The organism is Actinoplanes sp. 13 (assembly GCF_056134165.1).
Map to the genome: position 1 here is coordinate 243242 of NZ_JBVYOQ010000007.1, position 16414 is coordinate 259655.

The 16414-nt window shown below is 71.5% G+C and carries 19 protein-coding genes; 11 read left to right on the forward strand and 8 right to left on the reverse strand.

What is annotated here, in order from left to right:
• Positions 1 to 149 precede the first annotated feature (149 nt).
• Positions 150 to 1373: a pectate lyase gene (locus AC0NH5_RS17630; RefSeq protein WP_474404918.1), complete on the reverse strand. Its 1224-nt coding sequence runs from the start codon at positions 1371 to 1373 to the stop codon at positions 150 to 152.
• 182 nt (positions 1374 to 1555) lie between these two features.
• Here AC0NH5_RS17630 and AC0NH5_RS17635 point away from each other — a divergent pair, with 182 nt between their 5' ends.
• Positions 1556 to 1912 (forward strand): nitroreductase/quinone reductase family protein, encoded by a 357-nt coding sequence (locus AC0NH5_RS17635; RefSeq protein WP_474404921.1) that lies wholly within the window; start codon positions 1556 to 1558, stop codon positions 1910 to 1912.
• On the opposite strand, the gene AC0NH5_RS17640 is transcribed toward AC0NH5_RS17635, so the two are convergent.
• Positions 1905 to 2264 (reverse strand): winged helix-turn-helix transcriptional regulator, encoded by a 360-nt coding sequence (locus AC0NH5_RS17640; RefSeq protein ID WP_474404924.1) that lies wholly within the window; start codon positions 2262 to 2264, stop codon positions 1905 to 1907. The genes AC0NH5_RS17635 and AC0NH5_RS17640 overlap by 8 nt on opposite strands.
• 40 nt (positions 2265 to 2304) lie before the next feature.
• Between AC0NH5_RS17640 and AC0NH5_RS17645 the strand changes: the two genes are divergently transcribed.
• Positions 2305 to 2727: a nitroreductase family deazaflavin-dependent oxidoreductase gene (locus AC0NH5_RS17645; RefSeq protein ID WP_474405178.1), complete on the forward strand. Its 423-nt coding sequence runs from the start codon at positions 2305 to 2307 to the stop codon at positions 2725 to 2727.
• Here the strand turns inward: AC0NH5_RS17645 and AC0NH5_RS17650 are convergent.
• Complete coding sequence (locus tag AC0NH5_RS17650) at positions 2711 to 4192, reverse strand: dienelactone hydrolase family protein (protein WP_474404927.1); 1482 nt, start codon at positions 4190 to 4192, stop codon at positions 2711 to 2713. The genes AC0NH5_RS17645 and AC0NH5_RS17650 overlap by 17 nt on opposite strands.
• Before the next feature lie 87 nt (positions 4193 to 4279).
• Here AC0NH5_RS17650 and AC0NH5_RS17655 point away from each other — a divergent pair, with 87 nt between their 5' ends.
• Entirely contained in the window at positions 4280 to 5041 is a 762-nt protein-coding gene (locus tag AC0NH5_RS17655) for an HAD family hydrolase (protein WP_474404930.1), read from the forward strand.
• On the opposite strand, the gene AC0NH5_RS17660 is transcribed toward AC0NH5_RS17655, so the two are convergent.
• Both AC0NH5_RS17660 and AC0NH5_RS17665 read right to left on the reverse strand, forming a co-directional pair.
• The gene (locus AC0NH5_RS17660) at positions 4965 to 5339 is read right to left on the reverse strand and encodes a YciI family protein (protein ID WP_474404933.1); all 375 of its coding nucleotides are present in this window, start codon (positions 5337 to 5339) and stop codon (positions 4965 to 4967) included. The two genes, AC0NH5_RS17655 and AC0NH5_RS17660, sit on opposite strands and share 77 nt — an antisense overlap.
• A 150-nt stretch (positions 5340 to 5489) precedes the next feature.
• Positions 5490 to 6236, reverse strand: coding sequence for a phosphotransferase family protein (locus AC0NH5_RS17665; RefSeq protein ID WP_474404936.1), 747 nt, complete (start codon positions 6234 to 6236; stop codon positions 5490 to 5492).
• Positions 6237 to 6309: 73 nt separating this feature from the next.
• Here AC0NH5_RS17665 and AC0NH5_RS17670 point away from each other — a divergent pair, with 73 nt between their 5' ends.
• The 4 genes from AC0NH5_RS17670 to AC0NH5_RS17685 all read left to right on the forward strand — a co-directional run bounded on the left by AC0NH5_RS17670 (position 6310) and on the right by AC0NH5_RS17685 (position 9643).
• Positions 6310 to 6642: a TraR/DksA family transcriptional regulator gene (locus tag AC0NH5_RS17670; protein WP_474404939.1), complete on the forward strand. Its 333-nt coding sequence runs from the start codon at positions 6310 to 6312 to the stop codon at positions 6640 to 6642.
• Positions 6643 to 7159: 517 nt separating this feature from the next.
• The gene (locus tag AC0NH5_RS17675; protein WP_474404942.1) at positions 7160 to 7990 is read left to right on the forward strand and encodes an NAD-dependent epimerase/dehydratase family protein; all 831 of its coding nucleotides are present in this window, start codon (positions 7160 to 7162) and stop codon (positions 7988 to 7990) included.
• 51 nt (positions 7991 to 8041) lie between these two features.
• Positions 8042 to 8476 (forward strand): hypothetical protein, encoded by a 435-nt coding sequence (locus AC0NH5_RS17680; protein ID WP_474404945.1) that lies wholly within the window; start codon positions 8042 to 8044, stop codon positions 8474 to 8476.
• A 60-nt stretch (positions 8477 to 8536) separates the two neighbouring features.
• A complete protein-coding gene (locus AC0NH5_RS17685; RefSeq protein WP_474404948.1) occupies positions 8537 to 9643 on the forward strand; it encodes a DUF4241 domain-containing protein in 1107 nt (368 codons plus the stop codon).
• Between the two features lie 31 nt (positions 9644 to 9674).
• On the opposite strand, the gene AC0NH5_RS17690 is transcribed toward AC0NH5_RS17685, so the two are convergent.
• From AC0NH5_RS17690 to AC0NH5_RS17700, 3 genes are all read right to left on the reverse strand, one after another.
• Positions 9675 to 10079: an ATP-binding protein gene (locus tag AC0NH5_RS17690; RefSeq protein ID WP_474404951.1), complete on the reverse strand. Its 405-nt coding sequence runs from the start codon at positions 10077 to 10079 to the stop codon at positions 9675 to 9677.
• Between the two features lie 153 nt (positions 10080 to 10232).
• Positions 10233 to 11093: a methyl-accepting chemotaxis protein gene (locus AC0NH5_RS17695; protein ID WP_474404954.1), complete on the reverse strand. Its 861-nt coding sequence runs from the start codon at positions 11091 to 11093 to the stop codon at positions 10233 to 10235.
• Positions 11094 to 11149: 56 nt separating this feature from the next.
• Positions 11150 to 11692, reverse strand: coding sequence for a PAS domain-containing protein (locus tag AC0NH5_RS17700; protein WP_474404957.1), 543 nt, complete (start codon positions 11690 to 11692; stop codon positions 11150 to 11152).
• A 115-nt stretch (positions 11693 to 11807) separates the two neighbouring features.
• Between AC0NH5_RS17700 and AC0NH5_RS17705 the strand changes: the two genes are divergently transcribed.
• The 4 genes from AC0NH5_RS17705 (at position 11808) to AC0NH5_RS17720 (ending at position 16414) form a co-directional block, all read left to right on the forward strand.
• Complete coding sequence (locus tag AC0NH5_RS17705) at positions 11808 to 12266, forward strand: nitroreductase family deazaflavin-dependent oxidoreductase (RefSeq protein WP_474404960.1); 459 nt, start codon at positions 11808 to 11810, stop codon at positions 12264 to 12266.
• 48 nt (positions 12267 to 12314) lie between these two features.
• Positions 12315 to 12854: a GNAT family N-acetyltransferase gene (locus tag AC0NH5_RS17710; protein ID WP_474404963.1), complete on the forward strand. Its 540-nt coding sequence runs from the start codon at positions 12315 to 12317 to the stop codon at positions 12852 to 12854.
• Positions 12855 to 13125: 271 nt separating this feature from the next.
• Positions 13126 to 15255 (forward strand): transglycosylase domain-containing protein, encoded by a 2130-nt coding sequence (locus AC0NH5_RS17715; protein WP_474404965.1) that lies wholly within the window; start codon positions 13126 to 13128, stop codon positions 15253 to 15255.
• 193 nt (positions 15256 to 15448) lie between these two features.
• The gene (locus AC0NH5_RS17720) at positions 15449 to 16414 is read left to right on the forward strand and encodes a GlxA family transcriptional regulator (RefSeq protein WP_474404968.1); all 966 of its coding nucleotides are present in this window, start codon (positions 15449 to 15451) and stop codon (positions 16412 to 16414) included.

The window sequence follows — 16414 nt, forward strand, 5'->3', positions numbered from 1 at the left end:
GTCGACTGACACGCTCACTGACCCGCGCCATCCAGCCTGGGTCGGCGAACGGCGGGCCGCAACCCGCTGCCACGAAAGGAGTAGCCGGCTCAGAACGTGAAGGGGCGCCCACCTCGCGGTGAGCGCCCCTTCAAGGTCGTACCGATGGCTTATCTGTAGGTGATGTCGCTCTTGTTGACCTTGCAGTTGGCGTCGTTCCAGCCTTCACCGAGGTACTTCGGCTCGCTGCCCTTGGCAACACCCTGGTACTTGCCGCAGGCCGTGATGCTGGAGGCGCCGGTGACGGTGACGCGGGTGATGGTGGCGGTGTCGCCCCAGTTGCTGTTGATGCCGGCCACCATGTCGATGTCGTTCACCAGCACGTTGTCGATCTTGACGTGGCGCTGGTGCGAGGTGGTGCAGTTGCCGCAGCCGCGGTACAGCTTGCCGGAGCCGCTCAGGTAGAAGCCCGAGATGCTGACCGTGCCGTTGCCGTTGTGCTGGAACGTCTTGTCGCTGCCGTTCCGCGCGCCGCCGCCGATCACGTAGCTGGTGCCGCCGCCGGTGCCCTTGAAGGTCGCGGCATCCTCGCCGATGTCGTTCCACCACACGTTGCGGATGGTGCAGGTGCCCTCGCAGTGCACGCCGTCACCGGCGGGGGAGCCGAGGATGACGTTCTGCAGGGTGCCGCCGTTGGCGATCTTGAACATCGGGTCCTGCGACTCGCTCTGCGAGCCGTCACCGATGCAGCAGTAGGTCTTCATGCCGCCGTCGAAGGTGCCCGAGACGTTCACCGTGCCGGAGATGCTCACCGAACCGGCCGACGACGGCCATGCGCCGGTCGGCGTGCCGGTGCCACCGGTCGGGGTCGGGCCGGGGGTGGGGCTGCTCGTCGGGCCGGCGGTGGGGCTGGTGGTCGGGTTGGAGCCGCCGGACGAGTACGTCTCGAACTCGGCGATCCGCGGCGCGGCGGACGCGCTGGTGATCTCGAAGGTGAGCTTCTTCAGCGAGGTGGAGGCGAAGGTGATGGTGCTCGGGCTGCCGCTGCCGCTGGCCAGGACGGTGCCCCGGTCGGCGTTGAGCACACGCCAGGCCCCGATGGATCCGCCACCGGAGGCCTGCTTGATGACGGCCGAGGAGACCGTCGTGGCGCTGCCCCACTTGACCGAGACGTAACCGGTCGAGCTGCCCGGCGCCCAGTAGGTGCCGGTGTTGCCGTCCCTGACGTTGCCGTAGCTGCTGCCGCCGGCCTTGCTGGACCCGTCAGCGCCGGCGCTCAGGCTCAGATTGTCAGCGGCCAGGGCGTGGGGCGACGGCAGGGTCAGCATGATCGCGGCGCTCGCGGCCGCGGTGGCTGCCCCAGCTGTCCACCGTAGGGCGACTGATCGTCTCATCCGTGTTCTCACCTTCGTCGTGATACATCGCACTGCCTTCAGCGGCAGGAAAGCGCTTTCCTCCGACCATAGAGACCGCTCGATGCGATAACAAGGAGTTGCAAATGTTTGCAGTGCAATGAGTTTTTTGTAAACTTTGCGGCCTTGACTTGAACCGCGCTCGAAGTCGCAGCATGGGTGGCATGACGGTCACGGACGAGGCATGGCACGCGCTGCAGAGCCGGCGGACGGTGGAGATCACCACGATCGGGCGCCGGAGCGGACAGCCGCGGCGGATCGAGACGTGGCGTTACCGGGCCGCCGGGCGATACTGGCTCACCGGCAGCCCGGGCGCCCGCGACTGGTACGCCAACATGCTCGCGCACCCGGCCTTCACACTGCACCTGAACGGCTTGGACCTCGAGGTGCGAGGGCGCCCGGTGACCGACCCGGACGAGCGGGCCCGGGTGTTCGGGGAGATAGTGCCCGCCCTCGACTGGGCCGGCAGCCTGGAGAGCTGGATCGCCGGAAGCCCCTTGGTGGAGATCGAGTTCAGCTAGCCGCCTCGCGGGCGTCGAGCAGCTCCTCCCAGTGGTTCTGAGCCCAGGCGCACATCGCGGACATCGGTTCGAGCAGGCTGCGGCCGAGCGGGGTCAGGTCGTACTCGACCCGGCGCCCCTGGCCGACATGGGTGCTGCGCCGGACCAGGCCGTCGCGTTCCAGCGTCCGCAACGACTTGGTGAGCGCCTTGGCGGTGATGCCCCGCAGCGGCACGCGCAGCTCCGAGAAGCGCCGGGGCCCGTGCTCCAGGCAGCGGATGATCATGCCGGCCCACTTGTCGCCGATCCGGAACGGTGACAGGCCGGACGGGCAGACCGGATCGAACATGTCCGGATCCAGTGGTGCGGTCACGGCGTACACCGTAGTTGGTATCCGAACGGAAACCACCCCGCTGGCTACCGTCACCGGCGATGGCCCGAACTCCTGGGTGGCCGGGCACATCCGTCGCTTCCTGGAGACCGACGGCAACCCCAGGCCGGGTACGCCCGATCTGCTGCTGACGACGCGCGGCCGCCGGTCGGGAAAGCTGCGCCGCACCGTGCTGGTCTACGCCCGCGACGGCGACCGTTACGTGCTGGCTGCCTCCGACGCCGGGGCCGACCGGCATCCCGCCTGGTACCTCAACCTCGTCGCGGATCCCGCCGTCACCGTGCAGGTCGGTGCGCGGGTCTTCACCGCGACGGCGCGAACCGCGACGGCGCGGGAGAAGCCCCGGCTGTGGGCGTCGATCGTCGCGACGATGCCGTCCTATCAGGCCTACCAGAACGCCACCGGCAGGGACATCCCGGTGGTGATCATCATGGCGCGACGGTGAGCGGCAGGGTGACCGCCAGCGGCCAGGCCAGCACGACCGAACCGGTCAGCGCGATCACCCAGGCGGACACCGCGAACCGGTTGAGGACCGCGCTCCACGTCGCCTGCCAGAGCATCAGGCCGATCAGCGGTGCCAGCACCAGCGTCACGAAACCGTGGGTCAGCCCGGTGACGGCCGCGGCGGCCAGCACGAACACGAAGACCGCCGCAACCGCCAACAGCCGCGACAGAACGCCCTGGGCGGCGCGCTCGGTCGCACAGGCCAGCAGCGTGAAGGCGGCCCAGATGATCAGGAGCAGCCACCAGCGGTCACCGACGGGCCAGGCATGGGTCAGCCCCAGGTGCACCGGGACGGCGATCGCGACGATCGCATAGGGAACGGCCAGGAGGAGGCGGGGCCCGCTGATCGGAAGACGGTTCGGGTACGCGCCACGCCTGACCGCGTACGCGAGAAGCAGCGCACCGGTGATGGCGGCGTACGCGATGACGTAACCGGCCACCGCCAGCGGCAGGTAGGTCGTCGGCAGGAGCCGGGCCGCCACCGCCCCGATCCCGGCCGCCACCACTGTCACCACGGCGAGCCGCGCGATGTGGCTGATCACCGGCCGCCGATTCGCGGGCCGCCGGGGGAGGCGCAGCCAGGGGTCGCCGGCCGAGCCGGCGAGCAGGGCGGCGAGAGGGTAGAAGCCGAGCAGGAACGCCAGCACCAGCAGGCTCGTGCCGATGAGGCGCCGGCCGGGGAACGGGATCGCGGCGTCGTTCCCCGGCCCGCCGAACGCCTGGTCGAGCCACGCCACAGTCTCGCGGTGCGTCGCGGGGGCGTACAGGACGGTGATGTGCTCCACACCGGGGATGACACGGATCGCGCGGTCGTCGCGGTCGGCGGCGACGCTGGTGGCGGCCGTGCGGAAGTCGGCGAACTCCAGGGCGCCCACCACGGTGAGCAGCCGGGCAGGCCGCTCGGCCGAGGCGACGGCCGGGTCCGGCAGCGAGATCGCCACGGTCGCGGTCACGTCGGGGTGGGCGGCCGCGTACCGGGTGACGGCGCCCGCGCCCATCGAGTGCCCGACCAGCGCGATCCGGGACGGGTCGACGTCGGGGAGCGACCGCAGGTGGGCCACCGCCACGTCCAGGTCGCGCTGGAGGACCCGGGTGGAAGCTTCCGTCCCCGCGACCTGGTCCGGCAGCGGTGCGGTGTTGGCGCCGTGACCGGTGAAGTCGAGCAGCACGACCACGTAACCGCGGGCTGCCAGGGTGTCGCCGAACGGGGCCATCAGCTTGGCGGACCCGGAGAAGCCGTGCGCGACCACCACACCCGGCCGCCGGCCGCCCGCCGGCGGGTGCACCTCGTCGAGCGGGACCCCGGCCGCGGTGACGTGCGTACGGCGCAGGTCGGGACCGGCCCCGGCGATCAGCCAGCCGCCGCCGGCCACGAGGACGAGCAGGAGGAGCAGCGTACGTCTCACAGAAGCTCTCCCTGCGGATCCGGCGGAAGCCGGATCCTACCGACGGCGCTGTGGCCGCCCGCAGATCGCGTGGCTATGGTCGTCGCCATGGGAAGATCCACTGAGCTTCCGTTCGACGCCGTGCTGTTCGACTGCGACGGGGTGCTCGTCGACTCGGAGCGCATCACCAACACCGTGCTCCGCACGATGCTGCACGAACTGGGCTGGCTGGTCTCCGAGACGGACTGCTTCCGGCTCTTCGTCGGCCGCGCGCTGCGCGACGAGACGGCCGTGATCACCGCCCACACCGGCTTCACCGTGACCGACGGGTGGCTCGGCGAATTCCGTAAGCGCCGCAACGACGCACTCGCGCTCGACCTGCTGCCGATCCCCGGTGCCGTCGCCGCCGCCCAGGAGATCGACCGGCGCTACGCAGGCAGGCTGGCCTGCGCCAGCGGCGCCGACCGGCACAAGGTCGAGCTGCAACTCGCCAAGGCCGGCCTGGACACGGTGTTCGCCGGGAAGATCTTCAGCGGCATGGAGACGCCGCGGAGCAAACCCGCTCCCGACGTCTACCTGGCCGCGGCGGCCGCCTTGAACGTGGATCCGGCCCGCACCGCCGTCATCGAGGACACCCCGACCGGGGTACGCGCCGGGGTGGCCGCCGGCGCGACAGTCTTCGGTTACTGCCCGCCGGAGAGCCCGTCCCACAACGCGCCGCGGGTGCTGCTCGACGCCGGCGCCACGCACACCTTCACCGACATGGCCGACCTGCCGGGGCTCCTCGCCACGGTCACTCAGGAGCCTCCTGCAGGGCCCGCACCTCGATCCGGGACTGGGTCGCGGCCGAAGCCTGCTCGGCCCAGGTGAGGGCGGCCTCCTCATCGGGGGCGTTGATGATCCAGAACCCGCCGACGTACTGGGTGGCCTCCACGAACGGCCCCGGGATGCGCTTCGGCGCGCCGCCGGTGGCGTCGACGGTGGTGGCGGTCGCCGGCGGGTGCAGGCCGCCGGCGTGCACGAAGGCGCCGGCCTCCTGCAGCGCGGTGTTGAACTGACCGACGGCGGCCATCGCGGCCTCCAGGTCGGCCGGGTCCATCTGCTGCATCGACTCCATCGTCGGGGACTCGGCGGTGTCGTGCGGGACGGTCAGGAAGTACTGCGGCATGAGGCGGCTCTCCAATGCTGCGGGCCGGCGATCGGATCGACCGGACCTGGTGCGTCGCTGTCGATGGACACTCTCCGGGGACCGGTACGGGCCCGACTACGTTTTCGATGTGGATCGAAAGGTGGCCGGGGCATCCCGGCGGTCCGGCGCTCAGGGTTCCCGCATCCGGGATCTGAGCACGTCGAACTCGCACCCCGGCGCGTCCGGGTCGAAGCCGTGCTCGATCAGCCACCGCGACGCCACCAGGCTGCGCAGCGACCACCAGGCGCGGATCACGTCCCGGTCCGCGCCGGCGCCGTAGCCGGCGAGCAGCTCGTCGAGGCGTTCCTCGTGCCCGAGCGTCAGAGTGGCGAGGTCGGACATGGCGTCGCCGGGGCCGGCCTCGGACCAGTCGATGACGCCGGTGACCTCGTCGCCGTCGACGAACACATGGGTGAGCTGCAGATCACCGTGGATGAACGCCGGCTTCCACGGCCGCAGCGCCGCCTCGGCGATCTCCCGGTTGCGCCGGACCACCTCGGCGGGCAGCACGGCGTTGGCGAGCAGCCACGCGCACTCCCTGTCGAGTTCCGCCGCCACGTCGTCGAGCCGCGGCCCCGGCCACGGCGGCAACGGCGCCTCGTGCAGCTTCCGGATGGCGGCGCCCGCCGCAGCCCACGCCGCCGCCGACGCGGCCGACTGTGCGCCGAGGACGCCGAGGGCCTTGCCGGGCACGGCCGCGATCGCGAGCACGGGCGGCTCGCGCCAGAGGACGGCCGGGGTCGGCACCGGCGCCATCTCCATCGCCCGCACCTCGACATCGGCGTGCGCCGGGTCGCCGTCGACCTTCAAGAACACGTCGCCGACGCGCAGCGTGGCGCGCTGACTGTGGGCGACGACGACCGTAACCTCGTCCATACCGGCCGATCCTGGCGGGCCGGGCCGCCGATGTCGCCGCATTTAGCGCCGTCCCTCTCGTTACGCTTCGAGGATGATCCGGGACGAGTTGCTGCGGCTGCGGGCGGAAACCGACGCCGAAGCGACGACCCTGGCCGGGGACCTGGAGGCGCTGTTCGCGGCGTCGCGCGACTCGAACGCCGACGACGAGCACGACCCGGAAGGCGCCACCATCGGCTTCGAACGCGCCCAGCTGACCGCGCTGCTGGCCACCGCCCGGCAGCGGATCGCCGAGGTCGACGACGCACTGAGCCGGCTGGACACGGGCACCTACGGCGCCTGCGAGCGGTGCACCCGGCCGATCCCGGCGGAACGCCTCGCGGTGCGGCCGTTCGCCCGCCGCTGCATGGCCTGCGCGGGAAGATAGCAGCGGCGGTACCGTCCGCCTCGATGCCGATCCGCCAGAAGGCGACGTCGGTGATGCCGAAGTACAGGCCCTTCGCGTCGGTCTCGCCGATGCGACCGGCAGTTCGGCGGCCCCGGTGGACCAGGCCCGGCTGTCGTCGGGCCGCCCACATCGGCGGGCGGCCAGTGCGCAGACCAGCATCAGCGAGCCGAGCACCTCGGCGACGCCCGCCCGGCCGGTGTGCCCGCACAGCTCGTCGACTGCCCGCCCGGCCGGCGAGAGGCTCCGCCGGTAGGAGCCGCACCTGCCGGCCGCGCACGCCCGCGCGTAAGCGGCGTACCCGTGCAGTGGCAGGTCGCCGGCCTGCCGGCCCCGCTCGGTCCGGCTCCGGGTGGCGTGCGAGACCCCGGCGCGGCCGGCGGCGTACCCTCCGTCGCGGCCCGCCCGGGCCGTTCCCGGACGTGACTGATTTCGTGCGGTGATCCGTCGCCGGCGGGGTACGTTCGCCGGTGAGAAGGACACTGTCACAGGAGGCCGGATGCGCATCGCTGTCACTGGAGGCTCCGGCAAGCTCGGCCGGGCCGTGGTCGCCGACCTGCGGGAACACGGCAACGAGGTGGTCAACCTGGATCTCGCGGCGCAGCCACCGGACGTCCGGATCGACCTGACCGACTACGGGCAGACGATCGAGGCGCTGACCGCCATCGACGACCGCTACGACCGGGTCGACGCGCTCGTGCACCTCGCCGCGATCCCGGCCCCGGGTCTGACGGCCAACGCGGCCACCTTCCACAACAACATCACCGCCACGTACAACGTGTTCGCCGCCGCCCGGGCGGCCGGGATCACCAACGTGGTGTGGGCGTCCAGCGAGACGCTGCTGGGCATCCCGTTCGACACGCCGCCGCCGTACATCCCGCTCGACGAGGACTACCCGGCTCGCCGCGAATCCCGGTACGCCCTGGTCAAGCACCTGGAGGAGGCGATGGCGGCGCAGTTCTGCCGGTGGGACCCGCAGCTGAAGATGATCGGGCTCCGGTTCTCGAACGTGATGGAGCCCGCCGACTACGCGCAGTTCCCGTCCTTCGACGACGACCCGCACCTGCGCAAGTGGAACCTGTGGGGTTACATCGACGCCCGCGACGGCGCGCAGGCGGTCCGCAAGGCGCTCGCTTCCGAGGCCACCGGTGTGGAGGTCTTCATCATCGCGAACGCGGACACGGTGATGAGCCGCTCGTCGGCGAGCCTGGCGGCCGAGGTCTACCCGGACGTCCCGGTGACCAAGGAGCTCGGCGAGCACGAAACCCTGCTTTCCATCGACAAAGCCAAGCGCCTTCTGGGGTACGACCCACAGCACACGTGGCGCTGACGACCCGGCCCGGTCGCCTACGATGAGCGCAGCCGACCACGAAGGACCGCCATGGCTGCCAGCGCTCCAGCACCGGACCCGGCCCGGCGCCGGTTCGACAGCGGCGTCGCGCTGCACGGCGCGGCGGTGGTGATCTTCGGCCTGATGGCGTGGCAGGGCGTCACCCTGGTGGCCGTCGGTGCCCGGGCTCTGGGCGTACCGATGCTGGTGACGGGTGTGGCCGGCGCCCTGGGTGCCCTGGCCATCACGGTGACGGTGATCCGCCGCCGGGCCGCCGGTCCGCATCCGCCGGTCCGGGCGGGCCGGCAGCGCGCGACCCGGGCAGCCATGGCCGTGGCCGCTGTCGTGGCCGTCGTGGCCGGTGTCGCGCTCGCCCCCGCCGGTGACGAACGCAGCTTCGTCATCACGGTGAACATCATCACCGGCGGCCTGCTCGCCGTCTTCGCCCTCCTCGCCGGCGAGCGAACCGACCGCCCCACGAGCTGACGCCGCACGAACCCGACGCCGCCGGCCCGGACAACCGCGGGCCACCTAGGATTGCCGATCATGGCGACGCTGACGGCGGTGTACTGCGACGGCTGGGACGACGCGGTGGTCAACCCGCTGACCAGGGAGACCGCGGCGGACCGGCACGCCACCGGCGAGCCGTACTCGGTGGTCCTGCTGATCGGCGACCGGGTGCACGCGGTGCTCGACGTCGCGCTCGGCGAGGGCTGTCTCGGTTTGCTCCGCCTCGACGGCTTCGGCGGCCGGGCCTCCCACCACGAGTGGCGCCGGGCCACAGCGGACGATCTGTTCCTGCGCGCGGCCCGGTGGTGGCGGCCCGGTGTCCGCCGGACCGTCACCTTCCAGCTCGACGGCCGCCGCACCGACCTGGTCGACCGGGACACCTCCCGCGAGCAGGACGTCACGACCGGCTCGCCGCCGCCGCGCCTCCCGGTCCCGGAGTTCGGCCGATGGCAGTCGCTGCTCGAGTTCGCCGGCGACGGCCGCCCCGGCATCGACGACGCCTCGGCCCATTCGCTGCCGGTGCGCCACGGCGCCCGCCCGTGGCAGCCACCCCGGCCGCTGCAACCGGGCCGGATCGACGAGTTGTTCACCGACGGCACCGAGTGGCCGGTCCGCGACCGGACCATGCGCGTCTCCACCCACTCCGCCGGACCGCTCCACCTGCCGTCCGGCCGCCTGGTGGCCGCGGACCCGTCGTCGCTGGAGTCCGGCGAGGAGCCGTTCACCGCCACGGTCGCGCCGGGCCGCTATCCGGTGACGATCAGTGTGGCCACCTTCGCCGACGATCCGGGCCACCGCCGGGTGGCCGCCGCCCGTCTGCAGATCACCGACTCACCGGCGGTCACCTGGGAACTCGCCCTGCGCGCGGGTCAGGACCAACGTGACCTGGGGGAGGGGGAGTTCTTCGGGTTCGGCGTCGACGCGGGCCTCGGCTGTTTCGTCGATGAGGACAATCGTGAACGCTTGGCGGACGAGTGGGAGAGCTTCGACTTCGACCGGTGGACCACCCTGCCCGGCGGCGGTCTGGTGGCCTGGTCGAGCGGGTGGGGCGATGGTGCGTACCCGACCTGGATCGGCCGCGACGCCGAGGCAACGGTGACCTGTTTCGTCGCCGACATGCTGCTGTTCGGCAGGCCGGCCTGAGGCACGCGAGCTGCTGCCGGGAAGCAGAGGCTCAGGGCACGGCCAGCTGTTTGCGGATGCGGAGCAGCACCTCGCCGGGCCGGCCGTCGACGAAGGCGGCGCTGTCGGAGAGCGCGGCGATGAAGGGCAGCCCGCGCCCGCCGACCGTGAGCGGATCCGGGAGCCCGGCGTTGAGCCCGGCGCCGTCCGGCGGGGCGCCGCGGTTGCCGATCTCGAGCACACAGTCGGTGTCGTCGATGACGATCGTGACGTCGACCGTGCTGTCGTCGGCGGAATGCGTCACGGCGTTGGCGCACGCCTCGGAGATCAGCACGGCGAGGTGACCGCGTACCTCTTGGTCGGCGTCGGTGAGGGCGAGCAGCGTGGTGAGCACCGAACGGGCGTGGGTGACGGTGGACGGCTGCCGGGGTAACGACAGAGTCGCGGTGGCGTGCACTCCGCTGCTCCTCCTCGGCCGTCGGCGACCACGTCGTGGCTGTTGTGTCACGCGTTGGATGTGGTCGCGCGGCTCGGGACGCCTCTACCCCCGAGCGGATCGTGGCAAACGAGGACGTGACCGCGGGAAAAGGCCCGCGGCGCAGAACCGTGGTCACTGACGGGCGGTGGCGACGAAGCGATTGACTTCGCCGCGGAGGATCTCGGCCAGCTGGGCGAGGCCGGTGTTGCCGCCGGAGCTGCCGTCGACGGCGCCGGCGATGCCGTCGACGAGGCGGCTCATCTCGCGGATGCTGGCGGTCACCTCCTCCAGGACCCGGACCGCGTCGGCGGCCGCCGACTGGACGGTGTTGACCTGGGTGAGGATCTCCTCGCTGGAGGCACTGGTCTCGCTCGCGAGGGTCTTCACCTCTCCGGCGACCACGCTGAACCCGCGCCCCGCCTCGCCGGCGCGGGCCGCCTCGATGGTGGCGTTGAGCGCCAGCAGCCGGGTCTGCGCGGCCACCGCGTTGATCAGGTCCACGGCGCGGCGGATCTGGTCGGAGGAGCTGCGCAGTGACGTCACGGTGGTCAGCCCGCGCTCGGCGCTGCCGACTGCCTCACGGGCGAAGTCGGCGAGGCCGTTGGCCGACGATCCCATCTCGGTGGCGGCCGTGGCGACCTGCTCGGAGACCGTCAGGACGGCCGACTCGAGTTCGTCGGCCAGCGCGAGCCGGGACTGCGCGGCCTGCTCGACCCGTTCGGCGTCCTGGCTCATCCGGCCACTGGACTCGGTGATCTGCGCCGCCGCGCTGCGGTAGGCGCCCTGCAGGCCACGGGTCAGGAACCGGCGGTGGAAGCGGCCCGCGGCGGCGGCGTTCAGGGTCGCGCCGGCCTCGCGGACGAAGGCGTCGGTGACGTCCAGCAGATGATTGACCGCGTTCCGGGCGCGTTCGCTGTTCGGCCCGTCGGCCAGCAGCGGCACCCGCTGCTCGAAGTCACCGGCCGCGGCCGCCTCGCACACCTGGGCGATCAATTCCAATGGGTCGGGGCCCGTGGCGGCGGCGGGAGGCGGCCCGCCCCGCCGGGGGATCACACCGCGCTCGCATTGGTGAGTTCCCAGACGAACTGGTCGTACGTCTGCCCGCGCAAGTCGAGGCTCGACTGCAGCATGGCCCAGGAGGCGTCGAGCGCGGCCTTGGAGTTGGTGTGCCGTCGCTCCTCGGCGCGCAGCTGCCGGTACAGCTCCTGGGCGGCGGACACCGCGGCCCGCTCCGGTTTGCGCCGGCTGGAGTGGTAACCGACGACCCGGCCGTGCGCGTCGAACGAGGGCGTCACATGCGCCAGCACCCAGTAGTGCGCGCCGTCGGCGGCGAGGTTCACCACGTACGCGAAAAGCTCCTCACGTGCCTTGAGGCTTTCCCAGAGCAGTTTGAAGACGGCGCGCGGCATCTCCGGATGCCGGATCAGGCTGTGCGGCTGGCCGATCGCTTCCGCCTCGGTGAGCGCCGAGACACGCAGGAAGACCTTGTTCGCGTACGTGAGCACGCCCTTCAGGTCGGTCTTGGTCACGATGATCTCGTCCTCCTCGAACGTCCGCTCGACGCCGGACGGAACGACTGGAGACGACCTCATGACGTCATGATCACTGCTGAGGGCGCCGCGCATGGCTGGTTTCGGTCAACTCCTTCGTGATTCGCCGACCGGCCGGGATCGGTGGCCGGTCCGGGCGGCGGTAAGGTGAGCTGTCATGTGGAGGAGGCTCTGGCGGGCCGTCGGCTCCTGGCCGGGGTTCACCCCGATCGCGCGCCGCCTGGTCACCGTCGACCGGTGGCTGGGCCGGGTCACCCGCGGCCGGGTGGTGGCGCTCGGCATGGCGCCGTCGCTGATCCTCACCACCACCGGGCGCCGCAGCGGCCTCCCGCGAAGCCAGCCCCTGCAGTTCGTCCGGGACGGCGGCGACCTGGTCGTCATCGCGTCGAACTGGGGCGGCCGGAACCACCCGGCCTGGTCCTGGAACCTGCGTGCCGAGCCGCGCGCCCACGTCACCCTCGACGGCCGCGACCTGCCGGTGACCGCCCGCGAGACCGACGGCGCCGACCGGGACCGGCTGTGGCGGCTGATTCTTGCGCAGTGGCCCGGCTACCGCGCTTACGAGGAGCGCGCCGCGCACCGCCAGATCCGCATCTTCCGCCTGACGCCCCGCTGAACATGCGGTACTTGATCGCCGCCGGGGTCTGCTGCTCGGCAGGCCGGCATGACTGATCTCGGCCCCGTCGCCTGGCCGCCCGAGCCGATCCGGACCGAGCGGCTCGTGCTGCGGGAGCCCGAGGCACGGGACCGCCCGGCGTTCGTCGAGTTGCTGGCGTCCCCCGAGGTGCATACCTATCTCGGCGGTCCCCGGCCGCGTGACGAGCTGGATCGCGAGCTGCCGGAGACGCCCGAGCAGTGGCCCGGCAGTCTCGCCGTCGAGCGCGACGGGGCGATGATCGGCCACATCCTGCTCCGGCGGGCGACGGGGCACCGGCGCCCGGCCGCCGTGGGGAAGGCCGATCTCGGTTACCTGTTCCTGCCGCGGGCGTGGGGATCCGGGTACGCCGTCGAGGCGTGCGCGGCGGCCCTCCGCTGGTTCGACAGCGTGCTTCCCGGCGAGCCGGTGGTGCTGACCACCCAGCCCGCCAACGTCGGCTCGATGCGCGTCGCGGCGAGGCTCGGGTTCACCGAAGTGGAGCGGTTCGAGGCGTGGGGCGCCGAGCAGTGGCTCGGCCTGCGGTCCCCGGGCACGCCGCCGGCCTGAGCGCTGCCCGCGCGGCCTCAGCCGAACTGCACGTCGATGAGGCCCAGGGCCGACCCGATCCCGAGGGCCAGCACGACCAGCGCCAGCAACAGGATGATCAGGGCAGCGCCGGTGACGAGGAGACGCATCGTTCCAGGTTCGCACCACTGTGGCCGCCGCGCAGCCCCGGCCCGTCCGGCCCGGGTCGGCCCCAGGCCATTCCCAGCGAATTCAAAGGCAATTCCTAAACCGGATGTGACGCATTTCCCTTCGGGTGGCGCGGTGGCCGCCGGTGGTTAATCTGGGTCGGGTGACCGAACGACGGATTCTGCGCAGCGCGGCCGTGCTCGCCGCGTGCGGGTTGCTCGCGGGCCTCGTGGTCGCGGCGGCCTCGTTCCCGGCGGTGGCCATGTCGGGTCTGGCGGCCAAGGCCGGGGCGGAGAACCTCGGCGATCTGCCGGCCGGACTGATCGAGCAGGCGTCGCCGCAGGTGTCCCGGGTCTACGCGTCGGACGGCAAGACGCAGATCGCGGTCATGTACGACGAGTTCCGCAGCGACGTGCCGCTGGCGAAGGTCTCGCAGAACATGCGGGACGCGATCGTCGCCGCCGAGGACCACAAGTTCTTCGAGCACAACGGCGTCGACATGAAAGGCGTCGCCCGCGCTTTCGTGAACAACAATCAGGGCGGCGCGCAGCAGGGCGCCTCGACGCTGACGATGCAATACGTGCGGATGGCGCTGGCCTATTCGGCGACCGATCCGCAGGAGGTGGTGAACGCGACCGCCGACACCGCCGAACGCAAGCTCAGCGAGATGAAGTACGCGCTCCAGGTCGAGAAACAATTGACCAAGGAGCAGATCCTGGAGCGCTATCTGAACATGGCGCCGTTCGGCAACGGCGCCTACGGCGTCAACGCCGCCAGCCAGGTGTACTTCCGCAAGTCGGCGGCGAACCTGACCGTCGCCGAGGCCGCGCTGCTGGCCGGCATGGTCAAGGCACCGACCGCTTTTGATCCCACCACCGAGACCGGCTATCCGCAGGCGCTGGAGCGCCGCGACTGGATCATCGGCAACATGCAGGACCTCGGTCAGATCACCGCGGCCGAGGCCGCCGCGGCCAAGAAGGCCGCGGTGAGCCGCAGCACCAAGCGCCCGACCAGCGGTTGCGTCGCGGTGGCGAAGAACCAGTGGGGCTTCTTCTGCGACTACTTCTACCGCTGGTGGACGAGCCAGGAGGCCTTCGGCCAGTCGGCGTACGACCGGGAGCGCGTGCTCAAGAGCGGCGGCTATCGGATCGTCACCACCCTCGACCTGGACGCGCAGGCCGCGGCCCGCCGGGAGATCACCGAGCGGCAGAGCGACAGCAACCCGAACGCGTTGATGCTGGCCGCCGTGCAGCCCGGCACCGGGGCGGTCCGGGCGTTGGCGGCGAACCGCAAGTTCAAGATCGACGACGAGGAGAAGCCGCAGAACAAGCTCTCCTCCAACCCGGCCGACGCGCGCAAGGGCATCCGCGGCACCTACCCCAACACCACGAACCCGATCATCACCGGCAGCACCGACGTCCCTGGTTACCAGGCCGGCTCGGTGTTCAAGATGTTCACCATGGTCGCGGCGCTGGAGGAGGGCATGGGCCTGGACACCACGATCACCGCGCCGAACCGGTACAGATCCACGTACCGCGACTCGTCGGCGCCGGCCCAGTGCGGCGGATACTGGTGCCCGTCCAACGCCTCGCCGAACGAGGCCGGGTCCTTCACCATGTGGACCGCGTTCGGCCGGTCGGTGAACACCTATTTCGTGCCGCTGCAGGAACGGGTCGGCGCGGAGAGCGTGGTCGACGTGGCCAAGCGGTTCGGCGTGCAGTTCCGCCAGTCCGACGACGCCCGCCGGGCCGGCGACCCGGAAGAGGCGAACACCTGGGGTTCGTTCACGCTGGGCACCTCGCTCTCCACGCCGCTGGACATCGCGAACGCCTATGCCACGCTCGCCGCGGACGGGAAATACTGCGTGCCCACCCCTATCCAGAAGATCACCACCCCGGGCGGCGCCGCGATCGACGCCGGCAATCCCGAGTGCACCGAGGCGACCACCGCCAACGTGGCGCGCCGGGCGCTGGACGCGGCGCGTTGCCCGGTCGGTGACCGCGCTCAGCTGGGCGACTGCGCGGGCGCCACGGTCCGCGAGGCCCGCGGCGCCGTCGGTCACCCGGTGTTCGGCAAGACCGGCACCACCGACAACGACAAGACCGCGTCGCTGGTGATCGGCACCCGGTCGCTGGTGGTGGCCGGTTACCTCGCCAACCCGGACTGGGCGGCGCACCGTGACCGCATGTCCCACGGCATCGTCAACCCGGCCGTCTACGAGACCCTCGCCGACTACATGCGCGACAAGCCGGAGGAACAGTTCCCCACCCCGTAACCAACCGTGTGAAGTTCGGGTGCGCAGCGAGCCCGAACTTCACACACAAGGTCGGGCTCCAACTGTGTGTGAAGTTGGGGTGCGCAGCGAGCCCGAACTTCACACGCAAGGTCGGGCTCCAGCCTGTGTGTGAAGTTGGGGTGCGCAGCGAACCGAAACTTCACACGTGGGGAGGGCGGGCTAAGGTCGCGGCATGCATCTGGTGGCCGTGCTCGCCCTGGACGGGGTGATCGCCTTCGACCTCGCCACGCCGCTGGAGGTGTTCGCCCGGGTCCGGCGGGCGGACGGGACACCCGCCTACGACGTACGGGTCTGTGGCGCGCAGCGTGACGTGGACGCCGGCGCGTTCACCGTCCGGGCGCCGCACGGGCTGGACATGCTCGCGGTGGCGGACACCATTGTGGTGCCGGGGCTGCGGGACGGTGCTCCGGTCGTACCCCGCGATGTTCTTGATCTGTTGCGGTCAGCCCGCGACCGCGGCACCCGGATCGCCTCCATCTGTGCCGGCGCGTTCGTGCTCGCGGAGGCCGGCCTCCTGGACGGGTTGCGCGCCACCACGCACTGGCTCGGCGCGGCGGTCCTGGCCGAACGTCATCCCGAGGTCCGCGTCGACCCGAACGTGCTCTATGTAGACAACGGGCAGATCCTCACCTCGGCGGGCGCGGCGGCCGGCCTCGACCTGTGCCTGCACATGATCCGCCGGGATCACGGCGCCGCGGCCGCCGCCGACGCGGCCCGGCTGTCGGTGATGCCGCTCGAGCGGGAGGGCGGGCAGGCGCAGTTCATCGTCGCCGAGCTGCCGCCGGCGCCGCGCGGCGCCACGATGGAGCCGCTGCTCACCTGGCTCGAGGCGAACGCTGATCAAAATCTGACCATGGCGCAGATCGCCGGGCGCGCGGGGATGAGCGTGCGGACGCTGAACCGGCGCTTCCGGGAGCAGACCGGCGCGACGCCGCTGCAGTGGCTGCACCGCGCCCGGATCCGCCGCGCGCAGCATCTGCTGGAAACGACCACGGAACCGGTCGAGCGGATCAGCGGGACGGTGGGGTTCGGATCGCCGACCGCCTTCCGCGACCAGTTCAAACGGGTCGTCGGCGCCAGCCCGCACGCCTACCGGCACACCTTCCGGGCCAAGAATCCGACATCCGTGATGCGGTGA